The organism is Aestuariivirga sp. (assembly GCF_041738905.1).
Lineage (GTDB): Bacteria > Pseudomonadota > Alphaproteobacteria > Rhizobiales > Aestuariivirgaceae > Aestuariivirga.
The window spans coordinates 1-26,209 of record NZ_JBGSOZ010000207.1 but is presented as its reverse complement, the minus strand read 5'-3'; the positions used below and the strand labels follow the sequence as shown (position 1 = coordinate 26,209).

General features: G+C 61.6%; 21 protein-coding genes. 7 read left to right on the top strand and 14 right to left on the bottom strand.

All coding sequences use genetic code 11. From position 1 onward, the window contains the following. Positions 1-404 precede the first annotated feature (404 nt). The gene (locus ACEW8Q_RS20050) at positions 405-1,670 is read left to right on the top strand and encodes a hypothetical protein (protein ID WP_373505834.1); all 1,266 of its coding nucleotides are present in this window, start codon (positions 405-407) and stop codon (positions 1,668-1,670) included. Between the two features lie 2 nt (positions 1,671-1,672). On the opposite strand, the gene ACEW8Q_RS20045 is transcribed toward ACEW8Q_RS20050, so the two are convergent. Continuing rightward, complete coding sequence (locus ACEW8Q_RS20045; protein WP_373505833.1) at positions 1,673-3,223, bottom strand: murein L,D-transpeptidase; 1,551 nt, start codon at positions 3,221-3,223, stop codon at positions 1,673-1,675. 123 nt (positions 3,224-3,346) lie between these two features. Beyond that, positions 3,347-4,696 carry a glutamine synthetase family protein gene (locus ACEW8Q_RS20040; protein WP_373505832.1) on the bottom strand — a complete coding sequence of 450 codons (1,350 nt, stop codon included), beginning with the start codon at positions 4,694-4,696 and terminating at the stop codon, positions 3,347-3,349. Positions 4,697-4,779: 83 nt separating this feature from the next. On the opposite strand from ACEW8Q_RS20040, the gene ACEW8Q_RS20035 reads away from it, so the two are divergent. Next, positions 4,780-6,057: an NAD(P)/FAD-dependent oxidoreductase gene (locus tag ACEW8Q_RS20035; protein ID WP_373505831.1), complete on the top strand. Its 1,278-nt coding sequence runs from the start codon at positions 4,780-4,782 to the stop codon at positions 6,055-6,057. Between the two features lie 2 nt (positions 6,058-6,059). Beyond that, positions 6,060-7,172 (top strand): NADH:flavin oxidoreductase/NADH oxidase, encoded by a 1,113-nt coding sequence (locus ACEW8Q_RS20030; RefSeq protein ID WP_373505870.1) that lies wholly within the window; start codon positions 6,060-6,062, stop codon positions 7,170-7,172. A gap of 25 nt (positions 7,173-7,197) precedes the next feature. On the opposite strand, the gene speB is transcribed toward ACEW8Q_RS20030, so the two are convergent. From speB to ACEW8Q_RS19995, 7 genes are all read right to left on the bottom strand, one after another. Beyond that, entirely contained in the window at positions 7,198-8,193 is a 996-nt protein-coding gene (gene speB / locus ACEW8Q_RS20025) for an agmatinase (RefSeq protein WP_373505830.1), read from the bottom strand. 3 nt (positions 8,194-8,196) lie between these two features. Next, positions 8,197-9,285, bottom strand: a complete 1,089-nt coding sequence (locus ACEW8Q_RS20020) for an ABC transporter ATP-binding protein (protein ID WP_373505829.1) — start codon at positions 9,283-9,285, stop codon at positions 8,197-8,199. A gap of 3 nt (positions 9,286-9,288) precedes the next feature. Then, positions 9,289-10,137 (bottom strand): ABC transporter permease, encoded by an 849-nt coding sequence (locus tag ACEW8Q_RS20015; RefSeq protein WP_373505828.1) that lies wholly within the window; start codon positions 10,135-10,137, stop codon positions 9,289-9,291. Beyond that, positions 10,137-11,009 (bottom strand): ABC transporter permease, encoded by an 873-nt coding sequence (locus tag ACEW8Q_RS20010; RefSeq protein ID WP_373505827.1) that lies wholly within the window; start codon positions 11,007-11,009, stop codon positions 10,137-10,139. Before ACEW8Q_RS20010 ends, ACEW8Q_RS20015 begins: the two co-directional genes overlap by 1 nt. 73 nt (positions 11,010-11,082) lie before the next feature. Continuing rightward, complete coding sequence (locus tag ACEW8Q_RS20005) at positions 11,083-13,401, bottom strand: aminotransferase class III-fold pyridoxal phosphate-dependent enzyme (protein ID WP_373505826.1); 2,319 nt, start codon at positions 13,399-13,401, stop codon at positions 11,083-11,085. Between the two features lie 72 nt (positions 13,402-13,473). Then, positions 13,474-14,553: a PotD/PotF family extracellular solute-binding protein gene (locus tag ACEW8Q_RS20000; RefSeq protein ID WP_373505825.1), complete on the bottom strand. Its 1,080-nt coding sequence runs from the start codon at positions 14,551-14,553 to the stop codon at positions 13,474-13,476. Between the two features lie 136 nt (positions 14,554-14,689). Continuing rightward, on the bottom strand, positions 14,690-16,075 hold the full coding sequence (locus tag ACEW8Q_RS19995; protein WP_373505824.1) for an aspartate aminotransferase family protein: 1,386 nt from the start codon (positions 16,073-16,075) through the stop codon (positions 14,690-14,692). A gap of 340 nt (positions 16,076-16,415) precedes the next feature. Here ACEW8Q_RS19995 and ACEW8Q_RS19990 point away from each other — a divergent pair, with 340 nt between their 5' ends. The 4 genes from ACEW8Q_RS19990 to ACEW8Q_RS19975 are packed head-to-tail and all read left to right on the top strand — an operon-like array spanning position 16,416 to position 20,359. After that, on the top strand, positions 16,416-17,831 hold the full coding sequence (locus tag ACEW8Q_RS19990) for a circularly permuted type 2 ATP-grasp protein (RefSeq protein WP_373505823.1): 1,416 nt from the start codon (positions 16,416-16,418) through the stop codon (positions 17,829-17,831). After that, on the top strand, positions 17,831-18,778 hold the full coding sequence (locus tag ACEW8Q_RS19985) for an alpha-E domain-containing protein (protein ID WP_373505822.1): 948 nt from the start codon (positions 17,831-17,833) through the stop codon (positions 18,776-18,778). The genes ACEW8Q_RS19990 and ACEW8Q_RS19985 overlap by 1 nt, the downstream gene beginning before the upstream one ends. Positions 18,779-18,783: 5 nt before the next feature. After that, a complete protein-coding gene (locus ACEW8Q_RS19980) occupies positions 18,784-19,590 on the top strand; it encodes a transglutaminase domain-containing protein (RefSeq protein WP_373505821.1) in 807 nt (268 codons plus the stop codon). Between the two features lie 31 nt (positions 19,591-19,621). After that, positions 19,622-20,359, top strand: coding sequence for a peptidase (locus ACEW8Q_RS19975; protein WP_373505820.1), 738 nt, complete (start codon positions 19,622-19,624; stop codon positions 20,357-20,359). Here the strand turns inward: ACEW8Q_RS19975 and ACEW8Q_RS19970 are convergent. From ACEW8Q_RS19970 to ACEW8Q_RS19950, 5 genes are all read right to left on the bottom strand, one after another. Then, positions 20,356-21,948 (bottom strand): ABC transporter ATP-binding protein, encoded by a 1,593-nt coding sequence (locus ACEW8Q_RS19970; protein WP_373505819.1) that lies wholly within the window; start codon positions 21,946-21,948, stop codon positions 20,356-20,358. The genes ACEW8Q_RS19975 and ACEW8Q_RS19970 overlap by 4 nt on opposite strands. Position 21,949: 1 nt before the next feature. After that, complete coding sequence (locus ACEW8Q_RS19965; RefSeq protein WP_373505818.1) at positions 21,950-23,068, bottom strand: ABC transporter permease; 1,119 nt, start codon at positions 23,066-23,068, stop codon at positions 21,950-21,952. Then, on the bottom strand, positions 23,061-23,984 hold the full coding sequence (locus ACEW8Q_RS19960) for an ABC transporter permease subunit (RefSeq protein WP_373505817.1): 924 nt from the start codon (positions 23,982-23,984) through the stop codon (positions 23,061-23,063). Before ACEW8Q_RS19960 ends, ACEW8Q_RS19965 begins: the two co-directional genes overlap by 8 nt. A gap of 73 nt (positions 23,985-24,057) precedes the next feature. Then, positions 24,058-25,599, bottom strand: a complete 1,542-nt coding sequence (locus ACEW8Q_RS19955) for a peptide ABC transporter substrate-binding protein (RefSeq protein WP_373505869.1) — start codon at positions 25,597-25,599, stop codon at positions 24,058-24,060. A gap of 158 nt (positions 25,600-25,757) precedes the next feature. Beyond that, a partial coding sequence (locus tag ACEW8Q_RS19950; protein WP_373505816.1) for a hypothetical protein occupies positions 25,758-26,209 on the bottom strand: 452 nt, incomplete at its 5' end.

Sequence of the window (26,209 nt, the reverse complement as noted above, 5' to 3'; positions counted from 1 at the left end):
AGGCCATGGATTTCGTCACTGGAACCCCGGCAACCCGCTCTGAACGTCAAGCACGGCAGAACAGTTTTCTGATACGGACACTTACGCTCCTGACGAGGCTCCGCAATTCGACGGAACTGTCAAAACCACATTCCTGCCCGCTCCTCGCCACAATCTCACGGCACGTTACAAACCGTTAACCATGTGATCGCGTGATCCAACACGCGGCGCTGGAAGCGGGACGGCCGCTGACGAGAGGAGATGGCAGGGGAATGATTCATGCCATTGCTGTGTGCCTTGCCGTGATGGCGGGCAAAGCCGTGTGTACCCGGCAGTTTTGAAATGACGTACTGCAGTCCCGACCCCTGCGCGGTTGGTGCAGGTGGTTGCTGCTGCCCAGTCCTCATCATTCCAGGAGCTTGGACATGACACAGCGCTACCGCCATGCCGAAGATCATCGCCGTGAGACCGAAGCAGACATTGCCCCGGACGTGTCACGGAGCAATGAGCCGAGCTGGTTTCTCGATCCCGCCAATGAGCAGTCCCGCTCAGAGTTTCTGACGCGTTACCGCAAGTCCAGGAATTTGCCCGAAACACCGCCACACCCCACACGGCAGCATGTCGCGATGACGCCGGCATATCGCGATCTGCTGATGGCACGGCTGCGCCCGCCTGCACGTTTCATTGCGCAGCTCGCTTCAAGCGAAGATGCGCAACAGACCTTGAAGCAGGACCGGGCAGCGCAAAAGGGACTGACTGTCATGCAGACATTTGTCGCAGCGGCATCAATGGCCATTGTTTTTGGCGGAACAGTGGGCTTCCTGAGCGCGGAGTTTCCGGCCTTGAAGGCCAAGACCTATGCCTTGCTGAATGTTGCGCCGCCGCCTGCGAAACCGGCAGCGAAGGAACCAAGGAGTCTGACCGTGGCCTCCACAGTGATCTCCAAGAAACAGGTGTCCACGGCCACGCTTCAGGTCGCGGATGTCTCGGGCCAGACCAACAGCCTCATACCGCTGTCGCTTCGCGCCGAACCGGGCACCCTGGGGAGCGATCTCTTCCTCAAGATTTCAGGGCTGCCGGAATCGGCCTATCTCACCTCCGGCCAGCGCGATGCCGACAAGCTCTGGGCGCTGAACATCGCGGACCTCAAGGACGTGAAGTTGATTGTCCCCCACTCTCAAATCCCGGAGATCGATCTCGCCGTTGCCGCCTTCGAGTCAAGTACGGGTGAACTCGCAGCCCCGGTCAAGACCATGACGGTGGCGTTGTCCGATGTGGTTGTGAAGCCCGCATCAGGACCTCCGCCGCAACAGGTTGCTGAGGCGAAGACCGCCCTGCCGACCTCTCCTCAAGCGGGCAAGCCCGGCGCCATTCCGATGCCAACCGGCATGACGGTGTCACTTGCGGCAAGCCAGCATGCCGGCAGTCCCCTCGTTGAGGAGGGCAATACACGTCTGAAATCTGGCGATGTCGCAGCGGCACGCAAGGCCTTCGAGAGGGCGTGGGCGAGCGGACAGGCGGAGGGCGCCTTGGGGATAGCCCGCAGCTTCGATCCGGTCGTGCTGGCATCGCTGCGCATCGGCAAAGCCACACCCGACACCGCGACCGCACTCGCCTGGTATGAAAGAGCCGCGTCTGCCGGCAACACCGATGCCGCGGCTGCGATCGTCAGGCTACGGATGAAGCGCTGAGGTCAGCTCGACGGCTTCCCGAAGAGTGCAGCATAAAGCTTGCGGTCGCGGCCATAGACATCGGGACGGAACTCGATGCCGTTCACGCCCTTGAAGGCCGTGGCGTAGACAAGATGCACTGGAATATGGTCCTTCAGCGCCACCCGCGTGGTCTTGCCGCCTGCGAATGCGCCGTCGATCTTCGCCTTTGACCATCCGACGATCTCGCCCACGAGGCGATAGGCCAGATCCATCGGCCGTGACAGCCTGATGCAGCCATGGCTGAACGCGCGTGTCGTCTGCAGGAACTTGTCCTTCGACGGCGTGTCGTGAAGATAGATGTTGTGCGCGTTGGGCAGCATGAATTTGACCTTGCCGAGCGCGTTCTTCGGGCCGGGCTTCTGGCGGAACGTGAACGGAAACTTGCCGGGGCCATAGGCGCTCCAGTTGATGCCGCCCCATGAGGCCAACTTGCCATTGATGAAGACCTCGAAGTCCGAGGAATATGCATAGGGGTTCTTGCGGAGGCGTGGCAGCATCTCCTTCGTGGCGATGGAATAAGGCACGGTCCATGTCGGGTTGATTTCGACATATTCGAGTTCATCAGAGAATTCCGGCGTCTGGGTGGCAACCGCCCCCACAACGACATTCATGCGGTCGATGACGCCAAGGTCTTCCACCTCCAGCAATTCAAAGGCCGCAAGGTTGACCATGAAATGATGATTGCCGAGGTTCTCCGGCATCCAGCGCCAGCGTTCCATGTTGAGCATGATCTGGCGCGCGCGCTCGGCGGGCGAAACATTCAGCGCCATCACCGTCTGCTTGCCGATGTTGCCCTTCGCCTCAAGGCCGTGGCGCGTCTGGAACCGCTTCATCGCGGCGACGGTATCGGGATCGTAAAGATCGCCTGGTCTTGTCCCGCCCTCGTGGTCTCCCATGACCAGAAGCAGGTTCCGGATCTGCGGGATGCGCGGATCGGAATCGCCGGGCTCGATATTGGAGCCCGTTGAAACCTGGGGCCAGTCTCCGTCCTCCGCCATGGCGCGGTAGAGTGCCAGCATCTTCTTCAGCGACTGATAGTGCGGATTCTTCGACTCGAACTCGGACAGGAACCGGGCCGGCTCCTGCTGCTTCTTCAAATCCGTCAGCATACGGAGCACGTCGACGGTCTTGCGGTTGCGGAACAGCCTCGAATCGACTTTCCCCGGCGTGAGGCGTCCGATCTTCAGGTCGGTGGCATAGGCAACGAAAAAGGCCGAATAATAAAGCTCGGCGGCGGCTGCCCCTTCCGGATCGTCCGGCTCGATCGCGTCACGCAACTGGATCAGCGCATCGATCGGATAGTCATCCGGATTGAGGCCGTCATCTGCGGCATCCGCAAGGCGTTGCAGGAACGGCGTCATGCGGCCGGTTCCCACCCAATAGATCGTGCCCTGATCCTGTACGTAATGGGCTGTCAAGGCCGGCCTGATGCGTTCCAGCGGAAGCGGCAGGCGGTCGGGCGACTGCAGGAACTCGGCCACCGCGGCGGATACAGCGGCATAATCGGGTGCAGGCGTGTTGCGGCCAGCCATGGCGGCGGGAGCCAGAACAGCCCAAACCGCCAGGCACAACACAAGTCTCAAGGCCGCTCGCATCACCATCTCACTCCCGCATCCCGATTCGCTTCATGCTACAGCCGCCAGCTCCCGCCGTCTTCACACGTTGAGCAGCAAGTACTCACGTTCCCAGGAGCTGATCACCCTGCGGTAATTCTGCATCTCCTGATACTTTACGTCATTGTAGGCCTCGCAGAACTTCTCGCCCAGCACCTGCTTCAGCGCCTTCGTGTAATTCAACTTGTCGAGGCTCTCATCGAGGCTGATAGGCAGCGTGTGGGCGTAGCGATAGGCCGAGCCGGTCACGGGTTCCGACGGTTTGATGCGCTCCGTCATGCCGAGATAACCGCAGGCGAGCGACGCCGCGAAGGCCAGGTAGGGGTTGGCGTCTGCACCCGGCACGCGGTTTTCAACGCGCGTGTTGCTGGCATCCGACGACGGCACGCGAAGCGACACCGTGCGATTGTCGATGGCCCAATGGACGTTGGTCGGCGCATCGGAGTCCGGCACGAGGCGGCGGTAGGAGTTGACGTTCGGCGCACAGAGCGAAAGGGCTGCCGCCAGATAGCGCTGCAGACCGCCGATGTGGTTGAGGAAAATCTTGGAGGGTGCTCCGTCCTTGCTGGCGAAGATGTTCTTGCCGGTCTTCGTGTCCATCACCGACTGGTGAATGTGCATCGATGAACCGGGCTCGTTCTCATGGGGCTTCGCCATGAAGGTCGCATACATGTCGTGCTTCAGCGCTGCCTGCCGCACGGTGCGCTTGAACAGGAACACCTGGTCGGCCAGTTCCAGCGGGTCGCCATGATTGAAGTTGATTTCAAGCTGCGCCGGGCCGCTCTCATGGCTCAGCGTATCGACATCGAGTTCCTGCGCCTCGCAGTAATCGTAGATATCCTCGACGATCGGGTCGAAATCATTGGCTGCATCGATGCCATAAGCCTGCCCGCCCGGCTCCTTGCGCCCGGTGCGGCCCACGGCGGCATCGAGCGGATAGTCGGGGTCGAGATTCCTCTTCACGAGATAGAACTCGAGTTCAGGCGCAATGACCGGCCGCCAGCCCTTTTCCTTGTAGAGTTCGAGCACGCGGCGCAGCACATGGCGGGGCGAGATATCGACGGGCGCATCATTCAGGTGAAAGGCATCGCAAATCACTTGCGCTGTGGGCTCGGCATACCATGGCACGAAGCGGATCGTGTTGGGGTCCGGCTTCATGTAGATGTCGATGGCGCTGTCGCTCACCGCACGCGTGTCCTGCGTGTAGCGGCCGTTGATCGTCAGTGTAAAGACTTCCTCCGGAATGCGCAGCCCGCGCGAGCGGTTGCCGGACAGGAATTTCTTGGGCGGCAGGATTTTCCCGCGCGCCGTTCCGTTCATGTCGGCAACGAGGCACTCCACCTCGCTGATCTTGTGTTCGTTCAGCCATTCCTCAAATCGAGATTGGGTCATGATATCCAGTTGGTTGTTCAACGCAGTCAGTCTAACCCGGAAGCTTGACCTAACAAAAGGGGGGCAGCTAAACCCCGTGCATCATGGCAAAATCGATCAGCGCACTGTCGTACTACCAGGCAACCGCCACCCCCCACCCGGACCATCCACCACTCCAGGGCGAAGTTTCAGCCGATGTCTGCATCATCGGGGCAGGCTATACCGGCCTATCGGCGGCCATCGAGCTGGCGGGCGCCGGCTTCAAGGTCGTCGTTCTAGAAGCAGAAACAGTAGGTTACGGGGCATCTGGCCGCAATGGCGGGCAGGTCTGCACCGGGTTTTCATCGGGCCAGCAGAAGATCATTGCGCAGCTTGGAAAGGACGACGCGCGCCGCTGCTTTGCGCTGGCGGAGGACTCCAAACAGCTCCTGAAAGACCGGATTTCGCACCATTCGATCGACTGCGACCTCACGTGGGGCTACCTCCACGCCATCCCCAAACCCTCGCAATTCGGCGGGTTGAAGGAGTGGAAAGAGGAATGGGACGGTCTCGGCTACACCGATACCCAGATTCTCGACAAGCGCCAGCTCGAGGAAAAGATCGGCACGAGGGCCTATCATGGAGCGCTGCGCGAAAGCGGTGCGGGACATTTGCATCCGCTGAACTACTGCCTCGGCCTCGCGCGCGCCGCCGTCTCGGCTGGCGCGGTGATCCATGAGAATTCACGCGCGGTGGAAGTGGATACGGGTTCCAATCCATTCGTCCGCACGGCGAAGGGGACTGTGCGCGCCAAGTTCATCATCATCGGCTGCAACGCCTATCTCGGCCGCCTGGTGCCGAAGCTCTATGGCCGCGTGATGCCGGTCACCAGTTACATCATCGCCACGGAGCCGCTCGGTGAAAATCGCGCAAAAGCACTGATACGCGATGGCGAAGCTGTGGCCGACACCAACTTCATCGTCGACTACTTCCGCTTGTCGAAAGACACCCGCATGATCTTCGGCGGACGCGCGAGCTACACGACGATGGAACCTGCGGACCTCGGAACCTACATGCGGCCCCGCATGACGGCGATCTTCCCGAACCTCAAGGATGTGAAGATCGACTATGCCTGGGGCGGCTACATCGCCATCACCTACAACCGCATTCCGGACTGCGGCAGGCTGAGCCCTACTGCATATTATGCACACGGCTATTCGGGACAAGGTGTTGCGCTTGCCGGCATGTATGGCAAGCTCATGGCCGAAGCGGTGCGCGGAACGGCGGAACGCTTCGACCTCGTGTCGCGGATCCGCCACCTGCCCTTCCCCGGCGGCCCTATTCGCGTTCCCATGCTCGCATCCGCGATGCTGTATTACCGACTGAAGGACGCCCTGTCTTGACCATGCTTTTCTCGCCCATCACCCTCCGCGGCCTGACCCTCAAGAATCGCGCCGTGGTGGCGCCCATGTGCCAGTACTCAGCGCAACATGGCATGGCCAAAGACTGGCATTTCGTGCATCTCGGCCGCTTTGCGCTCGGCGGTTTCAGCCTTGTCATCGTCGAGGCGACGGCGGTCACTCCGGAAGGCCGTATCAGCTATGCCGATCTCGGGCTGTGGGACGACACGCAAATTGTACCATTGAAGCGCATCGCCGACTTCCTGCGCGCCAATGGTGCTGCTGCCGGGATCCAGCTCGCACACGCGGGCCGCAAGGCAGCTTCTCCCGTGCCATGGCGCGGCAAGTTCAGCGAGACCGATGAAGAGAAGAAGGCGCTGGCCTTCGAGTCGTGGACGCCTGTCGCGCCATCGGCCGTCCCTCAGACGGCATCCTCGCCGACGCCCATTGAACTGGACACTGCGGGCATGAAACGCATACGCGATGGCTGGGTTTCGGCCACCAACCGCAGCGATGCCGCGGGCTTCGACATGATCGAACTCCACTCCGCGCACGGATACCTGCTGAACCAGTTCCTGTCGCCCGTTGCCAACAAGCGCACCGATGCCTATGGCGGCAGCCTGGAGAATCGCATGCGGTTTCCTCTCGAGGTCGCTCGCGCGGTCCGGGAGGCATGGCCGAAGCACAAGCCTGCCTTTGCGCGGATTTCAGTCACCGACTGGATCGAGGGTGGTGTGACAATCGAAGACAGCATTGTCTATGCCAACGAACTGAAGGCGCTGGGCTATGACTTGATTCATTGCACATCGAGCGGCTTCGATGGCGCGAAGATCCCGGTGGCACCGCTCTACCAGGTGCCGCTGGCGGAAGCCGTGCGCAAGGGTGCGGATGTTCCAACCGCCGCTGTCGGCCTCATCACGAAGGCCCATGAAGCAGAGCAAATTCTGGCCTCAGGCCAGGCGGACATCATCGCTCTCGCAAGGCAGGCGCTTGATGACCCGAACTGGCCGCTCCATGCGCTGCGGGAACTTGAAAGCGGCGACGTCTATTCTGCATGGCCGCAGCAGGCAGGGTATGCCGTGCGCAACAAGGACCGGGTACTCAATCCCCGGCTTTGATATCTTGTGTACCGGAGCCGGAACGCTACTCCGTCATCGGAATGGCGCGAGCGCCCTTCTGCCAGGCCTTGAGGCAAAGGTATTCCATGACAAGCGAGGCCGCGGCGAGCGACGTGATCTCGCCGTGGTCATAGGGTGGCGAAACCTCCACCACGTCCATGGCGACGAAACTGATGTCCGTCAGCTTGCGCATGATGGAGGCCGCCTGATGATAGGTGAGGCCGCCAGGGATCGGTGTTCCCGTGCCGGGTGCAACTGACGGATCGAGGCAGTCGATGTCGAAGGTGAGATAGGCCTTGTTCGCCCCCACCACGTCTTTCACGATCTGCGCGATTTGCGCGGATGAGCTGTCATGCACTTCATCAGCGTAGACGAGCCGGAAGCCATAGGTCCGTTCACCCGTGAAGACCGTGCGAAGGCCGATCTGCACCGACTTCTTCGGATCGATCAAACTCTCGCGCACCGCGTAGCCGAACATGGTGCCATGGTCGATGCGGCCGCCGTCATCGGGTTCCACGTCGCGGTGCGCATCGAAATGAACAAGCGACAAGGGCCCGTGCTTCTTCGCGTGGGCCTTGAGAAGCGGATAGGTGACATAGTGATCGCCGCCGAGCGAAACCATCTCCGCGCCCGATGAAATTATCCCGGTTGCATGGTCTTCGAGCCGCTGCGGGAAATTCTCCTTGCGGCCCCAGTCGAAGAAGCAATCACCATAATCAGTGACCGCGAGCGTATCGAAGGGATCGAAGTTCCACGGCCAGAACGGCCCCCAGGCATTCTCGGCGGACGCCTTGCGGATACCTTCAGGCCCCATGCGGGTGCCCGAACGGTGCGACACGGCCTGATCGAACGGGATGCCCGTCACCGCAATGTCAACGCCAGCCAGATCGCGGGTATACTTGCGGCGCATGAAGGAGAGCGCGCCAGCATAGGTCGGCTCCCACTGCGTGCCCTTCAGGCTCTCGCGGCGAAAGGCATTGTCGCCCGGCAGCGGGCCTTTGGAATTCATCTCGAGTGACATGGCCTACTCCGTGAGGACGATCGAATCTTCGGGTGACCAGTGCACCCATACTTTTTGTCCGCGCTCGACGCCAGCGCCGCCGAGGCGCGTATCGTTCTGAACGTTGACGGCGAGATCGAGGCCGTCCTTGCCCTCGATCACGACATGGCTGGTGTCGCCATAGTAGGCGACGTCACGAACCGTTCCTTCGAGCTTGGTGGCGGCGTGGCCTTCGGGTTTGTGCTTTGTGATACGGAGCTTCTCGGGGCGAACAGCAATTGACACGCCGCCTCCCACCTGCTTGTCGGTGATGAGGTCGAGCCTGCCCAGCCCCTTGGCATCACAGGTGATGGCCTGTCCGGTCTGGCTGAGCACCTTGGCGTCGATCAGGTTCACCTTGCCGATGAAGTCGGCGACAAAGCGGTTGCGCGGATGCTCGTAGAGTTCAGATGGTGTTGCAATCTGCTGCACCGCGCCCTTCTCCATCACCGCGATGCGGCTGGCCATGGAGAGCGCTTCGTCCTGGTCGTGGGTCACGATGATGAAGGTGATGCCCACAGTCTCCTGCAGCCTCGTCAGTTCCATGCGCATGTCGTCGCGCAGCTTGGCGTCGAGTGCCGAGAGCGGCTCGTCCAGCAGCAGCACTTTCGGGCGCTTCACGAGCGCGCGGGCCAAGGCCACGCGCTGGCGCTGTCCGCCCGACATCTGGTCCGGCTTGCGGTCGGCCAGCTGCGTGAGCTTGACCATCTCCAGCCCCTCGGCCACGCGGCGCTTGATTTCGGATGCCTCGACGCCCGTCACCTTCAGGCCATAAGCGACATTCTGGGCCACCGTCATGTGCGGGAACACCGCATAGGACTGGAACACCATGTTGGTGGGCCGCTTGTTGGGCGGCGTATAAGCCATGTCCTCGCCGCCGATGATGATCTGGCCGGAGGTCGGCGTTTCGAGCCCCGAAATCATGCGGAGCAGCGTGGTCTTGCCGCAGCCCGAAGGGCCTAGCAGGGCAAAGAATTCATTCTGCGCGATATCGATCGAGACATTGTCGACGGCGGTGACGCCGCCCGGAAACTTCTTGAAGACGTTGCGGATCGAGACGATGGATTCGGTCATGGTTCAACCCTTGTCCGGCTTCTGAGGAGCCTGGAGTTTCATTGCGATCACGGTTGCGACGACGGTGATGACGATCAGCACGGTCGAGGCTGCATTGATTTCCGGCGAGACGCCGCGCCGCACCAGCGAATAGACCTTCACGGGGAAGGTGACCGTCTCCGGGCCGCTCGTGAAGAAGGTGATGACGAAGTCGTCGAGAGACAGCGTGAAGGCGAGTAGTGCTCCCGCGATCAGGCCTGGCTTCATGTAGGGCACGATGATCGACCAGAAGGTCTGCCACTCGCTGGCGCCCAGGTCCTTCGATGCTTCTTCCAGTTGCCGGTTGAAGCCCACAAGGCGCGAGCGCACGACGACCGCCACGAAGGGAAAACAGAACGAGACATGCGCGATGACGATGTTGCCCAGGTTAAGCGGCCACGGCATGGCGACGAAGAAATTCATCATGCCAGAGTTCACGAAGAACAGGAGCAGCGCCACGCCCATGCAGATTTCGGGGATGACGATGGGCAGCGCCATGAAGCCGTCGTAGGTGTTCTTGAAGGGAAACCTGAAACGCCACATCAGGAGGGCCATCAGGGCGCCGAGGATCGTTGCGAAGACCGTCGCCAGCACGGCAATCACCAGCGAATTGGTCAACGCCTCGATGAGCGACGCGTTGTTCCAGGCCTTCACGTAATTGTCGAGCGTGAAGCCGCGCCACACGATGCCGCGCTTGTCGGTGTTGAACGAGAAGGCGACGAGCGTGATGATGGGCGCGTAGAGCAGGAAGAAAATCGCGCCGAAGAGAATCTTCAGCCAGGTGCGGCTGCCATAGTCGAGAGGCCCCTGCCCCGGTTTCAGTTGCGCGGCCATCAGATGTCCACTCCCTTGCTGCGGCTCGCCAGAAACGAGCGGAGCGCCAGCGCTCCGAAGGTTGCATACATGAGCAGGAAGGAGAGTGCTGCGCCGAAGGGCCAGTCATTGGCTGCCTTGAACTGCCGTTCGATGACGTTGCCGATCATGATGGCATTGGCGCCGCCCAGCAGGTCGGGCGTGAGGAAGGAGCCAAGGCACGGGATGAAGACGAGGATGATGCCGGACACGATGCCCGGCATGGTGAGCGGCACTGTGACCTTCAGGAATGTGGTGAACTGCGAGGCGCCAAGATCGAGGCTCGCCTCGAGGAACGACTTGTCGAGGCGCTCGATGGTGGCATAGAGCGGCAGCACCATGAACGGCATGTAGACGTAGACGAGGCCGAAGATGACCGCGAAATTGTTGTAGAGCATTTCGAAAGGGCCAATCCCAACCAGGTCCAGCACCTTGTTGACATAACCTTGCGTACGGAACACCGCGATCAGGGCATAGGTGCGGATCAGGAGATTGATCCAGAACGGCAGGATCACCAGCAGAAGCAGCAGCGGCTTCCACTTGTTGGGCGCAAAGCAGATGCCGAAGGCGATCGGGTAGGCTGTGAGCAGGCACAGTGCCGTCGCCAGCGCGCTGACCCAGATCGACTTCCACATGATGGAAAGATAGAGCGTGTCAAACGCGCGGATATAGTTGGAGATGCCGGTGAAGTAGTCATATTCTGTGATCGAAATCTGTCCGTCGATCAATGCCTTGTCGCTGAACGACATGACGAACAGGAAACCGAGTGGAATGATGAAGAAGGCGAGAAGCCACACCGTCGGCGGCAGTCCCAGGATCCAGAAGGCCCGCGGGTTTTCTTTCCAGTTCTCCAAGATGCCCGAACTCCCCCGTTTATCTTTCTTTGGTTCAGCCTAGCCCAGCCTTGCCCCGAACGGCAACCCCGGCCTAGAGGCGCTCCAGCGCGCGGTCGATTCCGGCGATGGCAGTATCCGCGTGCGGCTTGGTGAAGACGATCGGCGGCCTGATTTTCAGGATGTTGCCGAACTTTCCTTCACCGCCGATCAGCACGCCCTCGTCGCGGAGCAGGCCGAGCAGGCGGTTCAGTTCCGTATTTGCGGGTTCCTTGGTTGCACGATCCCGCACCAGTTCAACTCCGGTTGCCAACCCCACGCCGCGCACGTCACCGATGATTGCGTGCTTCTGCATGAGGGCCCGCAGGCCCTGCCGGAGATAGTTGCCAGCGTCCAGCGCATTGGCCAAGAGCCCTTCGTCACGGATCACATCGAGCACTGCGATCCCCGCGGCACAGGCGACGTTGTTGCCACCGAAGGTCGAGAAAAACGGCCCGGCTTTCAGAAAATGCGAGAGGATATCCGGCCGCGTGATGACGGCGCCCACGGGGTGCCCGTTGCCGGCGGGCTTGCCGATGGTGACGAGGTCGGGCGTCACGCCATGGTGGCGGTGCCCCCAGAACTGCGTTCCCATGCGGCCAAAGCCCGATTGCACTTCGTCCGCAATGAACAATCCGCCCGCCTGCCGCACGCGTGCCACCACGCCCTGCAGATAGCCTTCCGGCGCATCGAGGATGCCGTTGCTCATGAAGGCCGAGTCAACCATGGCGGCGGCGATGCCATAGCCTTCTGCATCAAGTTCGGCAATCAGCGGTTCGGCCAGCGCGGCGTAGCGCTCACCAAGGCCCGGCGTATCAGGGCCGAATTCACCGCGATAGGTGTCTGGCGCGGGCAGCAGCCGGATGTGCGGCGCATACCAGTGTTCAGGCGCGTTCGATGGCGAGAAGGCGTCGATCGCCTCGCTCACGCCGTGATAGGCGAACTCCATCGCCATGCCGCCCTGATGGCCGGTGAAAGCCTTCGCCATGCGCCACGCCAGATCGTTGGCCTCGCTGCCCGAGTTGACGAAGACTACGGCAGAGAGTCCCTCGGACGAGAGTTCGCTCAACCGCTCGGCATATTCGATGGACTGGTCGGTAATGTAGCGCGTGTTGGTGTTGAGCGTCCGCGCCTGCCGGGCTATGGCCTCGACTACATAGGGGTGGCAATGGCCAACGTGCGGAACGTTGTTGTAGCAATCGAGAAAGCGTCGTCCATCCGAGGACGTAAGCCAGACGCCCTCGCCCTTCACCATGTGAATGGGCGGATCGTAGAAGACATAGAGTTTCTCGCCCATCACCTTGCGGCGGCGCGCGATGGCCTCTTCCGCCGTGGCCGCGTGATCCGTTTGCTTCGGCGGATAAGAGGCAGCCCGGCGGATCAGATCGACCAGCCTGGCCCGCCCTTCGGTCCTCAGCATACGGATCATCGGCATGCTGCGGCTGTTGAAGGACTGGAAGTAACCTTGCGAGGCAATCCCGTTCGCGGCCTTCAGAGCGTCGATCAGCGGCGTCATCAGAAGCCGCACCTCGATCAGATCGAGCAGCGCATCGGCCTCTATCTCTTCCAGCGGCGTGACGCTGGCATAGCCGCGGACAAAGTCGAAGATTGTCTCATCGGGATCAGCAGCGCGGCTCAGGAAATCACCAACCGCATTGGCGAGATCGAGAATGAGCGGCCCGTGCACGATGTCGCCGAAATCGATGATGCCGTTGACCTGACCATCCGCCCCGGCAAGGCAGTTATAGGGATGAACGTCGCCGTGTATGATCTGGCTCCGCATCCGCCGCATCTGCGACTCGGTCACATCGCGATGGCGCGTGAGAATTTCTTCGGCGAGCGCACGATCGTCCACCGGAAGCTTCGCAACCTGCGACCACAAACCGAGAACCTGCCGCGTATCCCACACCAGACTGCGCTCCGCGGGTGCCCCATGAACAAAGCCGCGCATGGCTAGCCCCAAGCGCGCGAGCAACTTGCCGAGGTCGCGAACGCTGTCCGGCGGCAACACGGCGTCTCCCAGCACGTCACCGGAGAGCCATGACAAGACCATCACCGGAAATGTGACACCCTCATGCGTGAGGCGTGGCAGGGGTTCGCCGGTCACGCTCCTGATCAACCTCGGCACGGGCAATCCAGGATCGGCCAACGCGATGTGCTCCAGCGCCAGAGCCTGGCAGGTCAGCACGTCCTCACCCTCCGCCGGATGGCAGACCTTGAAGACGAAGCTTTCTCCAGTGGTTGCCGTCACGCGGAAGTTCTGGTCGCGCTCGCCCTCGAGCCTGCTCCAATTCCCAGCAAGTCCGTAAGTACCGCGCGCAAATAAAGCGAGCACCTGTTCCGGCAGGTTGGGCGGCACAAGCGTGTTGAGCATGAAGGAAAAGCTTTCTTGCCAGATGCAGAAAGGGCGGCACCTCATGGCGCCGCCCTTGTGTCGTTACGGCCATCAGGCGGCCTGGATGCGGGTCCAGATCTCGTCGCGGACCTTGGTCGCTTCTTCGCCCAGATAGAGCGCCGACTCGCACTTGGCGATGACCTCCGCCGATGGGAAGATGATCGGATTGTTCTTGTAGTCGTCGGGCATCAGATCCTTCGCCGCCTTGTTCGCGGTCGCGTACAGGATGGTCTCGACGATCTTCTTCCCGGCTTCGCCATCAAGAACGTAATTGATGAAGGCGTTGGCGTTCTCCGGGTGCGGCGCGCCCTTCGGAATGGCCAGCGTATCCTGCCAGAGGAGCGAACCTTCCTTCGGAACGATGTAGTTGATGTCTTCGTCCTCGGTTATGATCTGCTTGATGTCGCCGTTCCATTCCTGGGCCAGCTTCACTTCGCCAGAGGCAAGAAGATCCTGGCCGTTGTCATCGGCAAAGACCTTCACGTTCTTCTTCTGCTTGATGAGCAGTTCCTCGACCTTCTTGAGCTCGTCCATGCTGGTCGAGTTCCACGAATAGCCGAGATACTTGAGCGCAGCGCCGATGACGTTGGCCTGGTCTCCCAGCAGCGCGATGGAGCCCGCATATTCGTCGGAATCCAGCAGCACCTTCCAGCTGTCGGGCGTGCCGTTGACGGCGGACTTCCGATAGCCGATGCCGAGCGTGCCCCACATGTAGGGCACCGAGAACTTGCGGCCCGGATCGAAGGTCGCGTCCTTGAAGGGCTCGTCGATGTTGGACATGTTGGGGATCTTCGAGTGATCGAGCGGGATCACCATCTCGGCCTTGATCATGCGCTCCAGCGCATCGTTGGTCGGCACGATCACGTCATAGCCGGGATTGCCGCCCTTCAGCTTGGCGAAGAGCTCGTCGTTGTCGGCGTAAAGGTCCATCTTCACCTCGATGCCGGTCGCCGCGTTGAAGTCTTCGAGCGTCGTCTCGCCGATGTAGGTGTCCCAGTTGTAGAAGTTCAGCTTCTTCTCTTCCTCGGCCATCGAGAAACGCGGCAGGAAGGTGAGGCCGACGGCGAGCGCGCCGGTGCCCTTGAGAAGCGATCGCCTGTTGGGGCGGAAACGCGGAGAAAACAGTGACATTGTAAGAGGCCCTCTCTTGGTTGATGCACCGCTGGCACGTGCCGCCCGGTGCGAAAGCGGCTGTGGTTACCGGAAGAGGAGACTAATGCCCCACCCTTCCGGATTTCAATGGAAAACTGCGTAACTTGCTGAAAATTCAGGCAACTTCTGACTTAACGTCCGCATAAGTTGCATCGAGCGCCAGCCGCGCGAGGCGGACCAGTTCGTCGATTTCCTTCTTCGTGATGACCAGCGGCGGAGCCAGCACCATCGTATCCCAGCAGGCGCGCATGATGAGGCCGCTCTTGAAGGAGTGGTCGCGGCACATGGTGCCCACCCGGCCCGGCTTGTCGAAACGGCCGCGCTTGGCCTTGTTGTTCGACAGTTCGATGGCGCCGATGAGCCCCATCGAGCGCGTCTCGCCCACGATCGGATGGTCACGCAGCGAGGCCAGCGCCTGGGCGAAGTACGGACCCATCTCACGGGTGCGCCCGACGAGGTTTTCCTGCTCGATGATCTCGATGTTGCGGAGCGCCACGGCGGAGGCCACCGGATGGCCCGCGTAAGTCATCCCATGGTAGAACTCGCCGCCAAGCTCAAAGAAGTCCTTGATCAGGTGCTCGGCGAAGGCGATGGCACCGATCGGCAGGTAACCGGACGACAGGCCCTTGGCCATCGGCACGATGTCCGGCTCGAAGCCAAGGCTCTGGAAGCCCCACCAGTTGCCGGTGCGGCCGAAGCCGCAGATCACTTCGTCGGAGATGATCAGGATGCCGTACTTGCGGCAGATCTTCTGGACTTCCGGCCAATAGGTGGAAGGCGGAATGAGAACGCCCGCCGCACCCTGGATCGGTTCGCCAATGAAAGCGGCGACATTGTCGGGTCCGACTTCGAGGATCTTCTTCTCAAGAGCTGCTGCGGCGTCGAGGCCGAATTCCTCCGGCGTCTTGTCACCGCCGAAATCATACCAGTAGGGCTGCTGCACATGGTGGAACCCGGGGAACTCGGTGCCGACCTGGTCGTGCATGCCCTGGAAGCCGCCGAGATTGGCCGCTACCATGGTGGAGCCGTGATAGCCCCTCGTGCGGGCGATGAAATGCTGGCGGTAAGGCTTGCCCTTCAGCTTCCAATAGTGGCGCACGAAGCGGACGATGGTGTCGTTCGATTCCGAGCCAGAGTTGGTGAAGAAGATGTGCTTGAAGCGCTCCGGCATGACTGACGAGATCTTGGCCGCCAGTTCGGTTGTCGGCACGGTCGTCGTCTTGAAGAAGGTGTTGTAGTAGGGAAGATCGAGCATCTGCTTGTAGGCAGCCTCGGCCAGTTCCTTGCGGCCATAGCCGACATTCACGCACCACAGGCCGGACATGCCGTCGAGCATCTTGTTGCCGTTGGCATCCCAGATCCAGATGCCATCGGCCTGCGTCATCACGCGCGGACCGCCGGCGGCATGGAATTCCTTGTGGTCGGTGAAGGGGTGGAAATGATGCGCGATGTCGTTCTTCACAACCTCGGCGATATTGATGTTCTTGGCATGGACGGTCATGTGTGTCTCCAGACTGGATACGATGAGGCAGCCCCTTGGCGAGGCTCGAAACGGTCAGAAAGCGGAGAGGTGCTTACGGCTTGAATCCGATGCGCGCACAGCGAAGCATGACTTCGTCATATGCGGTTCTTGACCAGGTGGGCAGGATCGCCCCGGCTGTGGTCGCGTGAAAGCACATGGGGTGCTTATGCCACCTTTCCCCTGAAACTGCAAGAAATGGCCGCAACGCTGCGATTTCCGGCGACTGCCGCAATTTTGCGCAGGATAGTTTCGTCCGGCATGTTTTTCTTGCCAGCCCCCCTCGATTGCCATCAAACTGCGCTGCAACATAAGACTGGGGATGGCTCCGATTTTCAACGAGATGGAAGGCAAGGGTGGCGCGGTCCGCGAACCCTATGCGCGGATAGAGGAGTGGCTCAAGACCCTGAGCCGGCGGGATGTCGACAGGGCGCTGAAGGAAGCCGAGGCGATCTTCCGGCGCCAGGGCATAACCTTTGCGGTCTATGGCGACAACCAGGCGTCCGAGCGTCTCATTCCCTTCGACATCATTCCCCGCATCTTCGCCGCCGCCGAGTGGCGCCGCCTGTCCGCGGGGATCGAGCAGCGGGTGCGTGCGCTCAACGCCTTCATCCATGATCTCTACCACCGCCAGGAAATCCTTCGCGCCGGCCGCATTCCGCATGAGTTCATCATACAGAACGAGGCCTTCGTGCCCGAGATGGTCGGCGTGATGCCATCGCGCGGCATCTATGCCCACATCATCGGCATCGACATCGTGCGGGTGGCCGAGAACGAGTTCTATGTCCTCGAAGACAATTGCCGCACGCCATCGGGCGTCTCCTACATGCTCGAGGACCGGGAGGCGATGATGTATCTCTTCCCCGAACTCTTCGCGCAGCAGCGCATTGCGCCGGTCGACAATTATCCCGCCATGCTGCGGCAGACGCTTGAGAGCGTTGCGCCGCCCGCCTGCAAGGGCGAGCCCACGGTCGTGATCCTCACGCCCGGCATCCACAACTCGGCCTTCTTCGAACACGCCTTCCTCGCCGACGAGATGGGGGTCGAGCTCTGCGAGGGCAATGATCTCTTCGTCTCCGACGGCTACCTCTACATGCGCACGACCCAGGAACCGAAGCGCGTCGATGTCGTGTACCGCCGCATCGACGATGCCTTCCTCGATCCCCTCACCTTCTGGCCGGATTCGGCCATCGGCGTTCCCGGCATCTTCGATCTCTATCGCGCCGGCCGCGTGACACTTGTCAACGCGCCGGGCACCGGCATCGCCGACGACAAGTCGATCTACACCTACATTCCCGACGTGATCGAGTTCTACACCGGCGAGAAGCCGCTCCTGAAGAACGTGCCCACCTGGCGCTGCAGCGACCCCAAGGAACTGTCGTATGTGCTCGATCACCTTTCCGAACTGGTGGTGAAGGAAGTCCATGGTTCGGGCGGTTATGGCATGCTGGTCGGACCGACTTCGTCGAAGAAGGAGATCGAGGAGTTCAGGCTGCGGCTCAAGGCGCGGCCGAAGAACTACATTGCCCAGCCGACGTTGGCACTCTCGGCGGTGCCGACCTTCACGAGGTCCGGCGTGGCGCCGCGCCATGTCGATCTGAGGCCCTTCGTGCTGTCCGGTGACAAGGTGCGGATCACGCCCGGCGGCCTCACCCGCGTGGCGCTGAAGAAAGGCTCGCTGGTCGTCAATTCCAGCCAGGGCGGCGGCACCAAGGACACCTGGGTACTGGAGGACTGATGCTCGGACGCACCGCCTCTTCGCTTTACTGGATGTCGCGCTACATGGAGCGCGCCGAGAACATGGCGCGCCTGCTCGAAGTCGGATATCGCATCTCGCTGATGCCGGGCGCCGTCGAAGGCCATCGCGACGAATGGCGCTCCACGCTGCAAAGTGCGGCCTGCGATGTTACCTATGACAGCAAGTACCCCGAGATCATCGGCGCAAAGGTCATCCAGTTCCTGATCTTCGACGAGGACAATCCCTCCTCGATCCGCGCTTCGATCAAGACGGCCCGCAACAACGGCCGCGCGGTGCGCACCGCACACACCCCCGACGTGTGGGAGAGCATCAACACCACATGGAACGAACTGGCCCAGGTGAAGCCTTCCAGCATGACGGCGGACCGGCTGCCGGTGTTCCTCGACTGGATCAAGCAGCGGGTCATGTCGTTCCGTGGTGCGCTCCTCGGCACCATGCTGCGGAACGATACCTATTACTTCAGCCAACTCGGCAACTTCATCGAGCGGGCCGACAACACGGCGCGCATACTTGACGTCAAGTATTTCATCCTGTTGCCGAAGCCGACCGATGTCGGCAGCGACCTCGACATGCAGCAATGGGCGCAGATCCTGCGGTCGGTCTCGGGCCACCGTTCGTATCGCTGGTTCTACCGCGACTCGAATTACCGGCCATGGCTCATCTCGGAATTCCTCATCCTGAAGGACGAGATGCCGCGCTCACTGGTGTTCTCCTATACCTGGGTCAACCGGGCGCTTGCGGGTCTGGCCAACCTCTATGGCCAGAGCTACGACTGCCATGTGCAGGCGCGCGACACCTATGACCGGCTGAAAGGCGGAAACATGGACCAGATCTTCCAATCGGGCCTGCATGAATTCCTGCAGGAATTCATCGCGGGCAATACGGCGCTCTCAGCGTCGATCGCCAAGAACTACAACTTCCCCTGACGCCCATGCGCCTCCATATCCGCCACGAAACGCATTACGACTACGACACGCCGCTGGCCTATTCGGCGCAGCGCCTTCACCTGTGGCCGGTGGACTTCGACACGCAGAAGACCGTGAGCTGGGACATCCAGGCGCCGGGCATCGAACGCGCTCTTGCCTACCTGGATGGTTTTGGCAATCGCGTCCATCTCCTCACCTTCGGCGACATCGAGGGCGAGGTGAGCATCATCGCGGAAGGTGTCATCGACTGTACGGACGCGGCCGGCCTGGTGCGTGGCGTTCATTCGCCCGCACCCGATGCGATCTTCCTGCGCCTCACTCGCGCGACGACGCCGAACGCCGCCATCCGCGGCATGGCCGAGAAGCATTTCGCGCCGGGCCGCGTGCTCGATGGATTGCATGGGCTGATGGCGGACATTCACGCTCGCGTCGCTTATGAACTCGGCGCCACCACGGCCCATACGACGGCCGCCGAAGCTTTCGCCGACGGGCGCGGCGTGTGCCAGGACCACGCGCATATCCTGATCGCAGCCGCGCGTTCCGCCGGCATTCCCGCGCGTTATGTGACGGGCTATCTCGTGACCGGCCAGGGTGCGTCTTCCACCGCTGCCCATGCATGGGCCGAAGCACTCGTTCCAGACCTCGGCTGGGTCGGCTTCGATGCCGCCAACGCCAAATGCCCCACCGACAATTACGTGCGCGTGGCGGCAGGCATCGATGCCGCGGGCGTGGCCCCCATCAGGGGCTCGCGCCGTGGCGGAAACATCGAGCGGATGAGGGTTGAAGTCCGCGTCGAGATCGCCCAACAGTAGTTTCCGATCACGATTCCGCCGGGGATACGGAATGACCTATTGCGTAGGAATGCTGCTTGACGAAGGCCTGGTCATGGCCGCCGACACCCGCACCAATGCGGGCGTCGACAACGTCGGCAAGTTCAAGAAGCTGCACGCCTGGGCGAAGCCGAACCATGGCGTGTTCGTGCTGCTGACCGCCGGCAATCTTGCCGTCACGCAGGCGGTGGTCAGCATGCTGTCCGAGGGGACGCGGGACAAGAAGCTCAAGGGCGCGGGCAAGAACCTCTTCGCCGCCAAGACCATGTTCCAGGCAGCGCGCATCGTCGGCAATGCTGTCCGCGAGGTCAAGCGGATTGACGGCGAGTCACTGACCGCAGGCAGCGATGCCTTCGCGGCGAGCTTCATCTTCGCCGGCCAGATCGGCAAGGAAAAGCCCCGCCTGTTTCAGATCTATTCGGCCGGCAATTTCATCGAGGCCACCCCCGACACGCCGTTCTTCCAGATCGGCGAGCACAAGTATGGCAAGCCCATCCTCGACCGCGTGGCACGCAACGACATGAAGCTCGGCGACGCCGCAAAAATGGTGCTGCTGTCCTTCGATTCGACGCTGCGCTCGAACCTGAGTGTCGGCCTGCCGATCGACATGCTCACCTATGAAACGGGCACGTTGAAGATCGAGCATACGAAGCGCATCGGGCTCGACGATCCCTATTTCAAGATGCTGTCCAGTGAATGGTCGAAGGCGCTCCGCACCGCCTTCGCCAACATCGAGGCCTTCGACATCTAGTCGGCAAATGCCGCCGCCATCAAACGGCGCGTATAATCCTCGCGCGGGCGATCCATCACATCGTCCGGCGTGCCCTGCTCCACCATGCGGCCGTCCTTCATCACCATGATGTGATCGGCCATGGCGCGGACGACGGCGAGATCGTGGCTGATGAACAGATAGGACAGGTTGTTGGCCAGTTGCAGCTCACGCAGCAACTCCACGATCTGCTTCTGGACCTGCCGGTCGAGTGCGGACGTCGGCTCGTCCAGCACGACGACCTTGGGCTTCAGGATGATGGCGCGCGCGATGGCGATGCGCTGGCGCTGGCCGCCGGAGAACTCATGTGGATAGCGGTTGCGGAGCGAGGGATCGAGCTGCACCTCTTCCAATGCCTGCGCGGCCCGCAGGTCGCGCTGCTGGCGCGACATCGAGGGTTCGTGCACCAGCAAGCCCTCGGTCACGATCTGGCCCGCCGTCATGCGCGGGCTCAATGAACCGAAAGGATCCTGCAGAACGATCTGCAATTCGCGCCGGAGCGGCCGCATCTGCTCTTTCGTGTAATTGGCAATCGGGCGGCCCTCGAAACTGATGGCGCCCTCGCTGGGGAGAAGCCGCAGGAGCGCCCGCGCGAAGGTCGACTTTCCTGATCCCGACTCGCCGACGATTCCGATCGTCTGCCCCTGGCGCAGCGTCATCGACACGCGGTCGACAGCGCACAGCACGATGGGCTCGCCCGACAGGAAGCCGCCGCCGATCTGGAAGTTCACGCGCACATCGGTGGCGTCGATCATCTTCGGCGCGCTTGGTGCGACGGGCGCCTTGCGGCCCGAGGGTTCGGCCTCGAGGAGCGCCCGCGTATAGGGGTGCTTCGGATGCGCGAATATCTCGCGCGTTTCCCCCTCCTCCACCACCTCGCCATGGCGCATCACGCAGACCCTGTGCGCGATGCGCTTCACGATCTTCAGGTCGTGGGTGATGAAGATCATGCCCATACCGAGGCGCTGCTGGAGGCTTGCCATCAGTTCCAGGATTTCGGCCTGAATGGTGACGTCGAGCGCCGTTGTCGGCTCGTCGGCGATCAGCAGGTCGGGGTCGTTTGCCAGCGCCATGGCGATCATCACGCGCTGGCGCTGGCCGCCGGACATCTCGTGCGGATAGGAGCCCATGCGCCGCTCGGGCTCGGGGATCTTCACCAGCCACAGCATATCGATGGCGCGCTCCCGGGCCTCCGCGTGGCCCAGCTTGCGATGGTGCATGATCGGCTCCATCAGTTGGTCGCCGATAGTGTAGAGCGGATCAAGCGACGTCATCGGCTCCTGGAAGATCATGGTGATCTTCCGCCCACGGATGGTATTGAGCTCGCGCCTGGGGATCGCCAGCAAGTTGGTGCCGCGATAATCGGCGATGCCTTCGGCCTGTCCATTGGAGGCCAGAAGTCCCATGGCCGCCATCATCAGCTGGCTCTTGCCGGAACCCGACTCGCCGACGATGGCCACCGTTTCGCCGGCATTCACATGGAGGTTCACGCCCTTTACGGCTTCGACCATGCCGTCGATGGTGGAGAAACTGACCTTCACATCTTTCAGTTCGAGAATCCTGTCCGCCATGTCAGCGATCCTTGGGGTCGAGCGCGTCACGCAAGCCGTCGCCAATGAAGTTCAGCGCGAAGAGCGTGGAGGTGAGGAAGATCGATGGAAAGATCAGCAGCCAGTTGGCGCCGGGAATGTTCTTGGCGCCCTGCGAGATGAGGACGCCCCAGCTCGACATCGGCTCCTGCACGCCCAGCCCCAGGAAGGAGAGAAAGCTTTCGAGGATGATGACCTGCGGAACCAGCAGCGTCATGTAGATGACGACGGGCCCCAACAGGTTTGGCACTACATGGCGGAGCAGAATTCCGGACTGGCTCACGCCCAGCGCCTCCGCCGCCTGCACATATTCCTGCCGCTTGATGGAGAGTGCCTGCCCCCGCACGATGCGCGCCATGTCCAGCCACAGCACGGCGCCCACGGCGAGGAACATCAGCACGAAATTCCGCCCGAAGAACACCACCAGCATGATGACGAAGAAGATGAAGGGCAGCGAATAGAGGATATCGACCACGCGCATCATCACCTCGTCAGTCTTGCCGCCCGCGAAACCGGCCGTCGCGCCATAGAGTACGCCGATGACGACCGCGACGAGGCCCGCCAGAAGACCGATCGCCAGCGACACGCGGCCCGCAATCAGTGTTCGCGTCAGCAGGTCGCGGCCAGTGTTGTCGGTGCCGAAAAAGAAATATTTGCGCTCAATGTCGGCGCTGATGGTCATCTTGAGGCCGTCCGCAGATTTCTCCGCGATGGCGGCATGTTCGAACACGTCGGACCTGTCGATGTAGCGTGTCACACGCTCGTCGATGGGCTTGGCGGAGGTGATGGTGATGAAGACCTTGCTGTCCTTCTCCTCCCAGCCCGCGAGATCGAGGCGCGAGCGCTTCACCGCGTCCTTGACAGCGAGGTCGACTGCATCGGGCAGCGGATAGGGTTCGAGGCTGGGCGGAACGCGCGTATAGTCCTGGTAGATGGTCGTGAACTGGTGCGGCGTGAACCACGGGCCCACGATGCAGATGACCGCCATGAAGACGAGATAGTAAAGGCTCACCATCGCGGCCTTGTTGGCCTTGAGGCGGTTCCAGGCGTCGGCCCAGAGCGAGCGGCCGGCCTTTGGCGTGGGGAGTGCGGCGTCAGTCATAGCGCACCCGCGGGTCGACCACGGCGTAGAGGATGTCGACGATGAGATTGAACACGATGGTGAAGAGCGCCACCACGACGACGGTTCCCATGACCAGCGTATAGTCGCGGTTCAGCGCGGCCTCGACGAAGTAGCGCCCGATGCCGGGAATGGAAAAGATGGTCTCGACGATGATGGAGCCTGTGAGAAGTGCCGCCGCCGCTGGCCCTGCGTAGGAGACGATGGGGAGCAAGGCTCCTCTCAGCGCGTGGCGGATGATGACGGAATAGTCGGACAGGCCCAATGCGCGCGCGGTGCGGATGTGATGCGACCTCAGCGACTCGATCATCGACCCGCGCATCAGCCGGGCGACGACGGCGAGTTGCGGCAGCATGAGCGTGAGTACCGGGCCGATCACCGCGGACAACGCGCCATCATGCCAACCGCCCACCCAGATCCAGGTGAAGGTCAGGGCGAAGGCGAGCTGGATGAGCGGCGCTATGACAAAGGTCGGGATGGTGGACCCGGCAGTGGCGATGGCGATGACGAGGTAATCAACGAGGCTGTTCTGGCGCAGGGCGGCCAGGATGCCCAGCGCGCCGCCGATGAACAGCGCAAGGACCAGGGCCGCCAGCCCTAGCGGAATCGAGACCTTGAGGCCGTTCGCAAAGATCTCGGCAACGGTGAAATCCGGCAGATTGTAGCTCGGCCCGAAATCGCCGCGCAGCAGATTGCCGAGATAGAACAGGTATTGCTTCCACAAGGGCTCGTCGAGGTGGAAGACGCGCTCGAGGTTGGCCTTGATGACGGGATTGAGGCCCTTCTCCTGGTTGAAGGGCCCGCCGGGCGCCACCCGCATGAGGAAGAAGGAGATCGTGACGATCACGAAGAGCGTCGGGATCGCGGTGAGGAACCGCCGGAAGACGTAACGCAACATGTCCGCACTCGGAAGGTTTGGGAGATGCCGCCCCCTATGCAGAATGAGGGAGCGGCGATCGTCCGTTTGCGGATTATTCCTTGCTCATGAAGCGGGTGGGATGGACGTCCATGACGTTCTCCTCCCAGCCCTTGATCTTGTTCGAGACCAGATTGTGGTAGCTGTAGTAGAGCAGCGGCAGCACACAAAGGTCGCGCGCCACGCCGATCGCTTCGGCATCCGACAGCGTCTTCATGCGCTCGTTCGGATCGGTGGCGGCCGCCGCCTTGGCCATCAGGCCGTCATACTCCGTGTTGGAGTATTCGGCGTAGTTGTTGCCGGTGCCGGACTTGCAAAGTGCCAGGAAGTTTTCCGGGTCCTTGTAGTCGGCGATCCAGCCGGCGCGTGCGACGTCGAAGTCGCCGTGCTGTTCCAGATTACCATAGTGGGTCTTGGTGTCGGTGTTGAGGAGTGTGACTTCGACGCCCAGCGGCTTCAGCTGTTCCTGGATCGCGACCGCCGTGTTCTTGTGATTCTCGGAGGTGTTGTAGCGGATCTCCATCTTCAGCGGATTGTCGGGGCCATAGCCCAGTTCGGCCAGCACTTTCCTGGCTTCGTCCTCGCGGTCAAGCTGCGATTTCTCGGCGTAGTCTGTCGTGCGGGTCTCGTAGCCGCTGATTCCGGGCGGCACGAAGGAATAGGCCGGGATCATGGTGTTCTGCCAGACCTTCTCGGCGAGATAGTCGCGGTCGATGGCTTCAGAGATGGCGTGGCGGAGCTTCGCATTGTCCCACGGCGCTTTTGGAAGCTTGAAGACGTAGTAGTAGGTGCCGAGATAGGGGCCGATCTTGATCTGGTCGCCGAACTTGGCCTTGAGATCGGCCAATTGCTCGGTCGGCATGTCGTCGTTCATGTCGAGTTCGCCAGCCTCGAAGCGCTTCACGGCAGTGGAGCGGTCCTCGGTGGGAATATAGTTGACCGCATCGATCTTCACGTTCGCCGCGTCGAAGAAGTTGGGGTTCTTGACCAGCTTGATATGATCGTTCGGAACGAATTCGGCGAGTGTGTAGGCGCCGTTCGAGACCAGATTGCCCGGCTTGGTGAACTCGGCGCCCTTTGCCTCAACATTGGCCTTGCTCACGGCGTAGGTCGCTTGGTGCGTCAGCATCTCGAGGAAGTAAGGTGTTGGCGCATTGAGTGAGATCTCGAGTGTCGTCGCATCGACAGCCTTGATGCCGAGTTCCTCTGGCTTCTTCTTGCCGGAGGTGATGTCCTCGGCATTGACGACAGGCGCCAGCATGTAGGCGTATTCGGCGGCGGTCGCCGGATCGACGAGGCGGCGCCAGGCGAAGACATAATCATCTGCCGTCACTGGCGATCCATCGGACCACTTGCCATCGGCGCGGAGCTTGAAGGTATAGACCTTGCCATCGGCCGAGACCATCCAGCTTTCGGCCGAGCCCGGCACCACATTGGCCTTGGCGTCCTGTGCGGTCAGTCCGGTGAAGAGATCGCGCAGGATATGCGCTTCATAGACGGTCGAGGTCTTGTGCGGATCAAGCGATTCCGGGTCGGCGGAATTGCCCCGGTTGAGAACAACTTCGGCGAAGGCGCCCGATGCCGTCATCGCCAGCATGCTGCAGCCCACAAGCCATGATTTGAGACCGATCTGAAGTGTCATGATGTTCTCCCTGTCCTTTCTGTCGTGTTCGTCGTCGGTTGTGCGTCTCGGCAACTGGGGTCAAAGACTAGCATCCAACTTTCCCCTTGTCCCGCGGTACGTAAACTTCGGGTTCAGCCCCGGCGCCGTTCCGTGAGGGCGTTCAACCAGCGGGCGAGAGCGGGTACCAGGAGAATGCAGAGCAGTGCCGCCATCAACAAAAGAAGCGCCATGATCGCGCCCAGTTCCTGCACGGCAGGCCGCGAGGAAATGGCAAGAGGCGCCACTGCACCGGCGAGTGCGAGCGGTGGCAAGAGCCCGCTGCGCAAAGCCGATGCGCCGTCTCTCCTGTCACCGGCACGGCCCGGGATGAAATGCTCGGCCATGATCATGGAGGAGGATATCAGCACGGCCGCCGCGGCACTTGCCCCGGCCAGCATTGCGGCATTCATGGAAATGTCGAGGGTCGCGGCGGCGGCGGCCGTCAGTGTCACGAAGGCGCAGACCGGCGCCATCGCCAGGACCCAGGCCGTGAGGCTTCGGAGGGCCGCGAGCACCAGGATCGCCGCAGCCACGAGGGCCGCCG

What these genes read in the sequence shown, in the direction of transcription:
- ACEW8Q_RS19985 (WP_373505822.1), top strand. Translation starts at nt 17,831, where the DNA reads ATGCTCGGACGCACCGCCTCTTCGCTTTACTGGATGTCGCGCTACATG.
- ACEW8Q_RS19975 (WP_373505820.1), top strand. Translation starts at nt 19,622, where the DNA reads ATGACCTATTGCGTAGGAATGCTGCTTGACGAAGGCCTGGTCATGGCC.
- ACEW8Q_RS19980 (WP_373505821.1), top strand. Translation starts at nt 18,784, where the DNA reads ATGCGCCTCCATATCCGCCACGAAACGCATTACGACTACGACACGCCG.
- ACEW8Q_RS20045 (WP_373505833.1), bottom strand. Translation starts at nt 3,223, where the DNA reads ATGGCTGGCCGCAACACGCCTGCACCCGATTATGCCGCTGTATCCGCC.
- ACEW8Q_RS19965 (WP_373505818.1), bottom strand. Translation starts at nt 23,068, where the DNA reads ATGACTGACGCCGCACTCCCCACGCCAAAGGCCGGCCGCTCGCTCTGG.
- ACEW8Q_RS19970 (WP_373505819.1), bottom strand. Translation starts at nt 21,948, where the DNA reads ATGGCGGACAGGATTCTCGAACTGAAAGATGTGAAGGTCAGTTTCTCC.
- ACEW8Q_RS20000 (WP_373505825.1), bottom strand. Translation starts at nt 14,553, where the DNA reads ATGTCACTGTTTTCTCCGCGTTTCCGCCCCAACAGGCGATCGCTTCTC.
- ACEW8Q_RS19990 (WP_373505823.1), top strand. Translation starts at nt 16,416, where the DNA reads ATGGCTCCGATTTTCAACGAGATGGAAGGCAAGGGTGGCGCGGTCCGC.
- ACEW8Q_RS19955 (WP_373505869.1), bottom strand. Translation starts at nt 25,599, where the DNA reads ATGCTGGCGATGACGGCATCGGGCGCCTTCGCCGAAGTTGTTCTCAAC.
- speB (WP_373505830.1), bottom strand. Translation starts at nt 8,193, where the DNA reads ATGTCACTCGAGATGAATTCCAAAGGCCCGCTGCCGGGCGACAATGCC.
- ACEW8Q_RS19995 (WP_373505824.1), bottom strand. Translation starts at nt 16,075, where the DNA reads ATGACCGTCCATGCCAAGAACATCAATATCGCCGAGGTTGTGAAGAAC.
- ACEW8Q_RS20050 (WP_373505834.1), top strand. Translation starts at nt 405, where the DNA reads ATGACACAGCGCTACCGCCATGCCGAAGATCATCGCCGTGAGACCGAA.
- ACEW8Q_RS20035 (WP_373505831.1), top strand. Translation starts at nt 4,780, where the DNA reads ATGGCAAAATCGATCAGCGCACTGTCGTACTACCAGGCAACCGCCACC.
- ACEW8Q_RS20015 (WP_373505828.1), bottom strand. Translation starts at nt 10,137, where the DNA reads ATGGCCGCGCAACTGAAACCGGGGCAGGGGCCTCTCGACTATGGCAGC.
- ACEW8Q_RS20030 (WP_373505870.1), top strand. Translation starts at nt 6,060, where the DNA reads ATGCTTTTCTCGCCCATCACCCTCCGCGGCCTGACCCTCAAGAATCGC.
- ACEW8Q_RS19960 (WP_373505817.1), bottom strand. Translation starts at nt 23,984, where the DNA reads ATGTTGCGTTACGTCTTCCGGCGGTTCCTCACCGCGATCCCGACGCTC.
- ACEW8Q_RS20005 (WP_373505826.1), bottom strand. Translation starts at nt 13,401, where the DNA reads ATGCTCAACACGCTTGTGCCGCCCAACCTGCCGGAACAGGTGCTCGCT.
- ACEW8Q_RS20020 (WP_373505829.1), bottom strand. Translation starts at nt 9,285, where the DNA reads ATGACCGAATCCATCGTCTCGATCCGCAACGTCTTCAAGAAGTTTCCG.
- ACEW8Q_RS20040 (WP_373505832.1), bottom strand. Translation starts at nt 4,696, where the DNA reads ATGACCCAATCTCGATTTGAGGAATGGCTGAACGAACACAAGATCAGC.